The sequence below is a fragment of the Telluria sp. LT2P34 genome (genome assembly GCF_059685915.1).
Window position 1 is genome coordinate 1,042,481 of record NZ_JCASIN010000002.1, and the last position, 9,718, is coordinate 1,052,198.

At 64.5% G+C, this 9,718-nt stretch carries 9 protein-coding genes; 4 read left to right on the top strand and 5 right to left on the bottom strand.

Going from position 1 to position 9,718, the window contains the following annotated elements; genetic code table 11:
- Position 1 precedes the first annotated feature (1 nt).
- On the top strand, positions 2-1,195 hold the full coding sequence (locus AC56KZ_RS10560) for an FAD-dependent monooxygenase (RefSeq protein ID WP_497162106.1): 1,194 nt from the start codon (positions 2-4) through the stop codon (positions 1,193-1,195).
- 30 nt (positions 1,196-1,225) lie between these two features.
- On the opposite strand, the gene AC56KZ_RS10565 is transcribed toward AC56KZ_RS10560, so the two are convergent.
- The 5 genes from AC56KZ_RS10565 to AC56KZ_RS10585 all read right to left on the bottom strand — a co-directional run bounded on the left by AC56KZ_RS10565 (position 1,226) and on the right by AC56KZ_RS10585 (position 5,806).
- Positions 1,226-1,468 carry a hypothetical protein gene (locus AC56KZ_RS10565; protein ID WP_497162107.1) on the bottom strand — a complete coding sequence of 81 codons (243 nt, stop codon included), beginning with the start codon at positions 1,466-1,468 and terminating at the stop codon, positions 1,226-1,228.
- A gap of 135 nt (positions 1,469-1,603) precedes the next feature.
- The gene (locus AC56KZ_RS10570; RefSeq protein WP_497162108.1) at positions 1,604-2,767 is read right to left on the bottom strand and encodes a GGDEF domain-containing protein; all 1,164 of its coding nucleotides are present in this window, start codon (positions 2,765-2,767) and stop codon (positions 1,604-1,606) included.
- Between the two features lie 117 nt (positions 2,768-2,884).
- Complete coding sequence (locus AC56KZ_RS10575; RefSeq protein WP_497162109.1) at positions 2,885-4,360, bottom strand: NAD(P)(+) transhydrogenase (Re/Si-specific) subunit beta; 1,476 nt, start codon at positions 4,358-4,360, stop codon at positions 2,885-2,887.
- Positions 4,357-4,680, bottom strand: a complete 324-nt coding sequence (locus tag AC56KZ_RS10580) for an NAD(P) transhydrogenase subunit alpha part 2 (protein WP_497162110.1) — start codon at positions 4,678-4,680, stop codon at positions 4,357-4,359. The genes AC56KZ_RS10575 and AC56KZ_RS10580 overlap by 4 nt, the downstream gene beginning before the upstream one ends.
- A gap of 13 nt (positions 4,681-4,693) precedes the next feature.
- Complete coding sequence (locus tag AC56KZ_RS10585; protein WP_497162111.1) at positions 4,694-5,806, bottom strand: Re/Si-specific NAD(P)(+) transhydrogenase subunit alpha; 1,113 nt, start codon at positions 5,804-5,806, stop codon at positions 4,694-4,696.
- A gap of 248 nt (positions 5,807-6,054) precedes the next feature.
- Between AC56KZ_RS10585 and AC56KZ_RS10590 the strand changes: the two genes are divergently transcribed.
- The 3 genes from AC56KZ_RS10590 (at position 6,055) to AC56KZ_RS10600 (ending at position 9,569) form a co-directional block, all read left to right on the top strand.
- Positions 6,055-6,555: an NUDIX hydrolase gene (locus AC56KZ_RS10590; RefSeq protein WP_497162112.1), complete on the top strand. Its 501-nt coding sequence runs from the start codon at positions 6,055-6,057 to the stop codon at positions 6,553-6,555.
- Position 6,556: 1 nt separating this feature from the next.
- Positions 6,557-7,663 (top strand): tRNA 2-thiouridine(34) synthase MnmA, encoded by a 1,107-nt coding sequence (mnmA, locus tag AC56KZ_RS10595; protein ID WP_497162113.1) that lies wholly within the window; start codon positions 6,557-6,559, stop codon positions 7,661-7,663.
- Positions 7,664-7,862: 199 nt separating this feature from the next.
- Positions 7,863-9,569, top strand: coding sequence for a methyl-accepting chemotaxis protein (locus tag AC56KZ_RS10600; protein ID WP_497162114.1), 1,707 nt, complete (start codon positions 7,863-7,865; stop codon positions 9,567-9,569).
- The last annotated feature ends 149 nt before the right edge of the window (positions 9,570-9,718 follow it).

Below are 9,718 nucleotides of genomic sequence, written 5' to 3' on the forward strand. Positions count from 1 at the left end.
CATGGAAGAGCACAAAGATACGTTCGACGTCGCGATCTGCGGCGCCGGCCCGGTCGGCCTGGCGCTGGCCGCCCTGCTCGCGCGGCGCGGCGTGGACGGCAAACGCATTGCCCTGATCGATGCGCGTCCGCTGGGCCAGGCGCTGGCCGATCCGCGCTCGATCGCACTGGCCTGGGGCAGCCGCCAGCTGCTCGAGGAAGTCCAGGCCTGGACATTTCCGGCCACCCCGATCCACACCATCCACGTCTCGCGCCGCGGCCAGTTCGGGCGCAGCCTGATGGACCGCGCCGAGCACAAGCTCGATGCGCTGGGCTATGTGGCGCGCTATGGCGACGTTGTCGATGCGCTCTCGCGCACCGTGGAGCGCGCCGGCGTCGACGTGATCCGGCCGGCGCGCGTGACCACGCTGGTCGAGACCGAAGAACACGTGACGCTGGCGCTCGACGACGGCCGCAGCATGACCGCGCAGGTGGTGGTCGGCGCCGAGGGCGGCGTGTTCGGCGCCCAGGAAGACAAGGCGCAAACACGGGATTACGGCCAGAGCGCCGTGATCGCGCGCGTCAGCGCCAGCCACCCGGTCCCGCAGCGCGCCTTTGAACGTTTTACGGATACGGGGCCGCTGGCGCTGCTGCCGCAGGATGGCGCCGACGGCCATGGTTATGCCCTGGTCTGGTGCGTCGAGCCCGCGCGCGCCGAGGCGCTGCTGGCGATGGGCGAGGAAGGCTTCCTGCGCGAACTGGGCGACGCCTTCGGCACGCGCCTCGGGCGCTTCACCCGGGTATCGGCGCGCCTGGCCTACCCGCTCGGCCTGAACGCCGAAGCACGCGCCACCAGCCGCACGGTCGCCATCGGCAACGCTGCCCAGACCCTGCATCCGGTCGCCGGACAAGGCTTGAACCTGGGCCTGCGCGACGCCGCCGTGCTGGCGCGCCTGCTGGCGCGCTGCCCCGGTGCGGAAGCGATCGGGCGCTTTATCGACGAACGCGCCCAGGACCGGCAAGCGACGATCGGCTTGACCGATGCGATGGCGCGCGCCTTTGTCGGCAGCGGGCCGCTGCAATCCGTGCTGGGGCTGGGACTGGCGGCGCTGGATGTGGTGCAGCCGGCGCGCAGCTTGCTGGCCGAGCTGATGATGTACGGCCGCCGCGGCGGGTCGGCATTGCTGCCTCACCAGCAGGCCTCGAAACCTTTCTGAACGCCTGTCAGCGGCCGGCGATTCTTGCCATCATGGGAAGCTCAGGTCCAGACTGAGCGTGCTGACAAGGAAAAAGGTGAGCAGCCCCAGGCCCAGCAGCGCCAGCAAGAAGATTGCGGCCACCTTCCCGGCCGCGCGCAGCACCGCGCGCTTCTCCAGCGCCTTGTTCTGCTCCTTCTTGCCTTGATCGTAATGCCATTTGACGGCGAAGAACATGGCCGTGCCCAAGGCGAGAACCTTGAACACACCGGCGACGATAGGGAACCATTCCATGATGTTGAGTACTTCCCGGCAGGTACTTGCGAGAGGAGCATTCTACTGAAAGGCGCGCCCCCTGCGTCGGGACAAAATGTCTCAGTTGAAGACCAGGCAAGGGTCGAACTGTTGCGTAGCGGTCCTGGCTTTGACTCAAGCCGCCTTGGCGGCTGGCCATTCTGTCGCGTGAACGCGGTTACGGCCACCGCGTTTAGCCGCGTACATCAGTTCATCGGCAAGCGCCACCAGGGTCTGGCTGGCAATGTTTGGCAGGTAAGACGAAAGGCGCGCGCTGACCACGCCAAAGCTTGCCGTGGCGCTAATCCGGACCTCGCCGTGCAGGCTGGTGGCTGCGGCCAGGCGTGCGCGCATGCGCTCGGCCAGGGCATGGCCATCGGCAAGCGTGGTGTCGGGCAGAATCAGCAGGAATTCTTCGCCGCCGTAACGCACGACGGTATCGATGCCGTCGCGTGTCATCGACAGCAACAAGCCTGCGAAATCCTGCAGGAGCGTGTCGCCGGCGTGGTGGCCGTAGGTATCGTTGATGGCTTTGAAACTGTCCAGGTCGCACATGATGATCGTCAGCGAGGAATCCTTGAGGCGGGCGCGGTCGATTTCGCGTTCGAGCAGGCCGTCGTTCAGGTGGCGCCGATTGAAAGCGCCCGTCAGGGGATCGCGTACCGACTGGTTGATCAGGATTTGTTGGGTCCAGTATTGGCGGCGCGACGAGTGGGCGTCGCGCCGCGCGGCGGCGGCGCCGAACAGGTTCGCCAGCAGCAGGAGCATCGTCATGGTCGCCAGGTGGCGCGGGCTGACCGTGCCGGAGGCATGCACGAGCGCCAGGAAACCGACGCTGGCGCCCACTGCAATGATGCTTGCGTTGACCAGGCGGTTCGGAATGAACAGGTACACAATGGTCAGCATGATCGCCATCGACATGCCATGCAGTAACAGCTCGCCCCGCACATACGCGACCAGCAGGAAGGTCAGCATCACGAGGCTGCTGAACACGGTGGCGACGCGATGGGCGGTGGGCCCGGGATTGGCGCTGCGCCGGGTCAGGACGATGCCTGCCAGGGCCACCAGGGCGGTCGTCACGCGCGCCACCAGCAAGGCCAGTGCCTGGCCGCTGTAGCCCAGGTGGGCCATGTCGGCAATCGCGAATACCAGGTAAAACAGACCGCAAAACGCGAGCGAACGGGTCAGTTCATGCTGGATGAGGCCGCCCTGGTCGCGCAGGAAGGCCGATTCGAGGCTGGCGGATGTGAATTCACCGCGCCAGTGAGCAATAGTGCCGGGGGACTGCAACTTGGACATTGAAGAGGGGGTTAAATGCGACGACCCCGACTGTAGCGGGTTAACTGATTGCTGTAAATAAACTCGGCGGCTGGGTGTTTTGAAGCAAGCCGCGGGGCCGCCGAGTCCGGGACTGCTTCAATCGACGGCCTTCACCATCGACTCGATCACCTTTTTCGCGTCGCCGAACACCATCATCGTGTTCGGCATGTAGAACAGGTCATTGTCCAGGCCCGCATAACCGGAGGCCATCGAGCGCTTGTTGACGATGATGCTTTTCGCGCGGTAGGCCTCGAGGATCGGCATGCCGGCGATCGCCGATTTCGGGTCTTTCGCGGCCGGATTCACGACGTCGTTCGCGCCCAGCACCAGCACCACGTCGGTCTGGCCGAATTCGCCGTTGATGTCTTCCATCTCGGCGACCTGGTCGTAGGGCACTTCGGCCTCGGCCAGCAGCACGTTCATGTGGCCCGGCATGCGCCCCGCCACCGGGTGGATCGCGTAGCGCACGTGGACGCCATGCGCGGTCAGCTTGTCGACCAGTTCCTTGACCGAGTGCTGGGCGCGCGCCACCGCCAGGCCGTAGCCCGGCACGATGATGACCGACTCCGCATTTTGCAGGATGAAGGCGGCGTCTTCGGCCGAGCCGGATTTCACCGGACGCTGTTCCTGTCCGCCGGCCACGGCGGCCACGGCTTCGCCGCCGAAGCCGCCCAGGATCACGTTGAAGAAGGAGCGGTTCATCGCCTTGCACATGATGTACGAGAGGATGGCGCCGCTCGAGCCCACCAGCGAACCGGCGATGATCAGCATCGAGTTATTCAGCGAAAAACCGATGCCGGCCGCCGCCCAGCCCGAGTAGGAGTTGAGCATCGACACCACCACCGGCATGTCGGCGCCGCCGATCGGGATGATGATCAGGACGCCCAGCACGAAGGACAGCGCGGTCATGATGACGAACGGCGTCCAGGCCGGCTCGACCGCGTCCGAGAAGCAGAACACGAGGCCCAGGGCGATGATGGCGATGGCGATGACCAGGTTCAGGATGTGCTGGCCGGGGAAGCGCACCGGCGCCCCCTGGAACAGGCGGAACTTGTATTTGCCCGACAGTTTACCGAAGGCGATCACCGAACCGGAGAAGGTGACGGCGCCGACAAAGGTGCCGATGAAGAGCTCGAGCCGGTTACCGAAGGGCAGCGCGCCGCCGCGCTCGGCGATGTTGAAGGCCCAGGGCTCGGACACGGCGGCCACGGCGATGCAGACGGCCGCCAGGCCGATCAGCGAGTGCATTGCCGCCACCAGTTCCGGCATCTTGGTCATCTCGACTTTTTTTGCTGCGTAGGCGCCGATCGCGCCGCCGACGATCACGCCCAGCAGCACCAGCGGAAAACCCATGCCGCCTTCACGGCCGGCGTCGGCGGAGGCAGCCAGCTCGGCCTGCATCTTGAAAATCAGGGCGATGGTGGTGGCCACCGCGATCGCCATGCCGGCCATGCCGAAGGTGTTGCCCAGCCGGGCCGTCGATGGCGAGGACAGCCCTTTTAAAGCCTGGATGAAGCAGACCGAGGCCACCAGGTAGAGCAGCGTGACCACATTCATGCTGATGTAGCTCATGCGGCCTCCTTCTGCGTGACCGCCTTCGCGCGCGGTTCCTTCTTCTTGAACATTTCCAGCATGCGCTGGGTGACCAGGAAGCCGCCGAACACGTTGACAGCCGCCAGGGCCACGGCGAGCGTACCCATGGTCTGGCCGAGCACGCCTTCGGTCAGGCCGGCGGCCAGCATGGCGCCGACGATGATGATGGCGGAGATGGCGTTGGTGACCGCCATCAGCGGCGTGTGCAGGGCCGGCGTGACGGTCCAGACCACGTGGTAGCCGACGTAAATGGCCAGTACGAAGATGATCAGGTTGATGATGGTGTCGCTGATTTCCATGTCAGTCTCCTTGTTATTTTCTTAAGGTTTCGCCGTCATGGCAAAGCAGGGTCGCGCGCACGATCTCGTCTTCGCGGTCGATGAAGAAGCCGTCGTCCTTGTCGAAGACGAGTTTCAGGAAGTCGAGCACGTTGCGCGCGTACAGGGCCGAGGCATCGGCCGCCACCAGCGAGGCCAGGTTCGGTTCGCCGATCAGGGTCACGCCATGCTTGATCACGGTGCGGCCCAGTTCGGTGAGCGGGCAGTTGCCGCCCTGCTCGATCGCCATGTCGACGATTACCGAGCCCGGCTTCATGGCGCGCACGGTGTCCTCGGAAATCAGGATCGGGGCGGCGCGACCGGGAATCAGGGCGGTGGTGATGATGATGTCGGCCAGTTTCGCCCGTTCGTGCACGAGTTCGCCCTGGCGGCGCATCCAGTCGGCCGGCATCTGGCGTGCATAGCCTCCGGCGCCCTGCGCGATGTCGCGTTCTTCGTCGGTCAGGAAAGGCACGTCGATGAACTTAGCGCCGAGCGACTCGACCTGTTCCTTGACCGGCGGACGCACGTCCGAGGCTTCGATCACGGCGCCCAGGCGCTTGGCGGTGGCGATTGCCTGCAGGCCTGCCACGCCGACGCCCATGATCAGCACGCGCGCCGCTTTGACCGTGCCGGCGGCGGTCATCAGCATCGGCATGAAACGTTGATACGTGTTTGCGGCGAGCATCACGGCCTTGTAGCCGGCGATGTTCGCTTGACTCGACAGCACGTCCATCGACTGCGCCCGCGTGATGCGCGGCGCCGCTTCCAGCGCGAAGGCGGTCAGGCGGCTGCCCGCCATGGCGGCGATGTTGTCGCTGTCAAAAGGATTGAGCATGCCGACCACGACCGTGCCGGCGCGCATGCGGCTGCGTTCGGATTCGTTCGGCGCGCGTACCTTCAGCACCATGTCGCAGGCGAACGCGTCGTCCGCGCTGCCGACCGTGGCGCCGGCCGCGGCATAGGCCTCGTCGGTCACCGCGGCATGCAGGCCGGCGCCGGCCTGCACCACGATTTGATGCTTGACTGCCAGTTTCTTGACTGTCTCCGGAGTTGCCGCTACGCGGGTCTCGCCCGGCCGTGTTTCGGCCGGAATGCCAATTCTCATGCACCCCTCCTGCTTGTATTAATGTTGTGTTCACAATCTACCACGTAAACACATGGGTTTTACTAGTTAACATGACAGGCTAGGCCCGCCGCGCTTGGCTAGACGAATACGATACAGAATCGACGAGAAGGCCAGGTTTGTTGTATCAAATGTCGCCAACTGGTGCATTTTTGCTGCATTGCACACGTACCGTCGAGCAACCCTTTGCGCGTCGCTGTAGAATACCGGCTCATTTGTCGAGGACGCGCATGACCCATACCTTCAGACCGTCAGTCACTGTTGCCGCAGTCATCGAGCACGATGGCCGTTTCCTGCTGATCGAGGAAGAGACGAGCGAAGGCATCAAGCTGAACCAGCCGGCCGGCCACCTCGACCCGGGCGAGTCGCTCGAGCAGGCGGTGATGCGCGAGTCGATCGAAGAGACGGCGCATGAATTCATTCCGACAGGACTGGTCGGCATGTACATGTCGCGCTATTACTCGAAGTCGCGCAATGCCGACATCACCTACCTGCGCTTTACCTTTTGCGGCACGGTCGGCAAGCAATACGACCAGCCGCTCGACGATGGCATCCTGCGCACCCTGTGGATGACGCGCGAGGAAATCGCCGCCAGCACTGAGCGCCACCGCAGCCCGATCGTGCTGCAGTGCGTGGACGATTATCTCGCCGGCAAGCGTACCGAACTGGGGCTGCTGTACACCCACCCGTCGGTGTTCGCGGCGGACGAGCTGACAACCAACCGGACGTGACATGAGCAAGAAAAAAGTCGTGATCGGGATGTCGGGCGGGGTCGACTCCTCGGTCGCGGCCTGGATGCTGAAGGAACAGGGCTATGAGGTGGTCGGCCTGTTCATGAAGAACTGGGAAGACGACGACGATTCCGAATTCTGTTCGTCGCGCCAGGACTGGATCGACGCGGCCAGCGTGGCCGACGTGGTCGGGGTCGACATCGAGGCGGTGAATTTCGCCGCCGAATACAAGGACCGCGTGTTCGCCGATTTCCTGCGCGAATACCAGGCCGGCCGCACGCCGAATCCGGACGTGCTGTGCAATGCCGAAATCAAGTTCAAGGCCTTCCTCGACCATGCAATGAAGCTGGGCGCCGACCTGATCGCCACCGGCCACTACGCGCGCGTACGTGAAAATCCCGCCGGGAAATTCGAGCTGCTGAAAGCCTTCGATCACACCAAGGATCAAAGCTATTTCCTGCACCGCCTGAACCAGGCGCAGCTGTCGAAGTCGCTGTTCCCGCTCGGTGAAATCCCGAAGACCGAGGTGCGCCAGATCGCCGAAAAGCTCAAGCTGCCGAACGCGGCGAAGAAGGATTCGACCGGCATCTGCTTTATCGGCGAGCGGCCGTTCCGGGATTTCCTGAACCGCTACCTGTCGCATCAACCCGGCCCGATCAAGCTCGACAACGGCCAGACGGTTGGCGAACACATCGGCCTGTCCTTCTACACGCTGGGCCAGCGCAAGGGCATCGGCATCGGCGGCCTGAAGTCGCACAGGAATGCCGACGGCACCAGCGAGCCCTGGTTCGTGGCCCGGAAAGACATTGCCAACAACACCCTGTACATCGTGCAGGGCCATGACCATCCGTGGCTGTTATCAAACCGCCTCGAGGCCGGCCAGGCCAGCTGGGTGCTGGGCGAGCCGCCGGCCCCCGGCGTCCTGTCGGCCAAGACGCGCTATCGCCAGGCCGACGTCGGCTGCACCATCGCCGCCGATGGGCTGGAGCGCTTCGCGCTCGATTTCCTCGAGCCGCAATGGGCGGTCACGCCAGGCCAGTCGGCCGTGCTGTACGACGGCGACATTTGCCTGGGCGGCGGCATCATCGACGGCGCCCAGGCCGCATAAGCTCCCGCAAAGCACGACCGTTCGCACTATTTGGATGCAAAAAGCAACACGCATCCAAAAAAGTTCGCCGCTTTTGCTCTTTCACCATCGCGTACCCGGATTTACGGACGTTATCCTAAGTTGCCACACAGAAAAATGACGACGTGCCGCCGCATCGGGCCGTTGTCGGACTCACGCAACCTTTAGAACAACGTCCATTATGAAACTTGCAAACCTGCGCGTCCGGACCCGGCTTTTCGCCGGCTTCGGCATCCTCTGCGCCTTCCTTATCGTCATCGTCGTGTTCAGCAGCAGCGTGCTCAGCCGGATCAACGGTGGTACCGGCGTCATCGTCAACAACTACATGCCGAAGATCGAGGCGTCGAACGACGTGCTCCACAAGGTCAATATCATTTCGCTGGCCCTGCGCAACATGATGCTCAACGCCGACGCGGACGACCGCAAGACCCAGGCCGCCGACATCGGCAAGGCAAGGACGGAGATCGGCGACGTCCTGGCCACCCTCCAGAAAACCATCGTCAGCGAAGAAGGCAAGGCGCTGCTGCGCCAGACCCAGGAGCACAATGCCAAATTCATCGCCGGCCAGGATGAGCTGATGCGGCGCATCGCCGCCGGCGACCTGCCCGGCGCCGCAGCCTACCTGCAGTCCGATTACCGTCCGCAGCTGGCCCTGTACCGCAAGGCGCTGAACGCCCAGATCGCGCTGCAGAAGGAGCTTGCCGGCAAGGCGGTGCTCGAGGCCCAGCGCGCCTACGACAACACGGTCACCGCCCTGTATGCGCTCAGCGCCGTGATCCTGGCGCTGGCCGCCCTCATTGCCTGGCGCATCACGGTGTCGATCACGGCACCGGTCGCGCGGGCGCTGGCGATTGCCGAAACGGTCGCCGCCGGTGACCTGAGCAGCAGCATCGAAGTCAACTCGACCGACGAACTCGGCCAGCTGCTGGCGGCCCTGAAAAAGATGAACGCGAGCCTGGTCGACACGGTCTCGACGGTACGCAAGGGCACCGACATGATCGCGTCGAGCTCGGCCCAGGTGGCTGCCGGCAGCCTCGACCTTTCGGCGCGTACCGAACAGCAGGCCAGTTCGCTCGAAGAGACGGCCTCGTCGATGGAAGAACTGACCTCCACCGTCAAGCAGAATGCGGAAAACGCGCGCCAGGCGAGCACCCTGGCCGAAGCGGCCTCGCAAGTGGCCGAGCGCGGCGGCCAGGTGATCGGCCAGGTGGTCGGCACCATGGACGCGATCAATGCCTCGTCCAGCCGGATCGCCGACATCATCGGCGTGATCGACGGCATCGCCTTCCAGACGAATATCCTGGCGCTGAATGCCGCCGTGGAAGCGGCGCGCGCCGGCGAGCAGGGCCGCGGCTTCGCGGTCGTCGCCTCCGAAGTGCGCAACCTGGCCCAGCGCTCCGCGGCCGCGGCCAAGGACATCAAGGGCCTGATCGTCGACTCGAATGCGAAGGTCGGCGACGGCAGCCGCCTGGTGGGCGAAGCCGGCGGCACGATGGAGGAAATCGTCGACAGCATCCGCCGCGTCACCGACATCATGACCGAGATCAGCGCCGCCAGCCGCGAGCAGAGCGCCGGCATCGAGCAGATCAACCAGGCCATCAACCAGATGGACCAGGCGACCCAGCAGAACGCCGCCCTGGTCGAGGAAACCTCGGCCGCCGCCGACGTCATGCGCAGCCAGGCGGCGACGCTGGCGACGACGGTGGCGGTGTTCAGGATCGGTGCGCAGGAGCAGACCGCTTCGTTGGCGCCAGTCCTTGCCAAGCCTGCCGGCGCGCGCCTGGCGCCGCCTGCTGCAAAAGCAGCGCGTCCGGCAGTCAAACCGCAGCCGACAGCACGCAAGGCCGAAATGGCAACGGCCGGTGGCGACGGCTGGGAAGAGTTTTAAGCGTAGGGTGGGCGGCTACGCCGCTCACGCGTCCACCCTTGTATCTTGATCGTATTGATGGTTAGCTACTATCAATAGAGGTGAAGGTCATCTTGGGTCCACCCTTAAGGCTCGACCTTGCAATGTAGATCAAGCCCTTCACCTCGTTC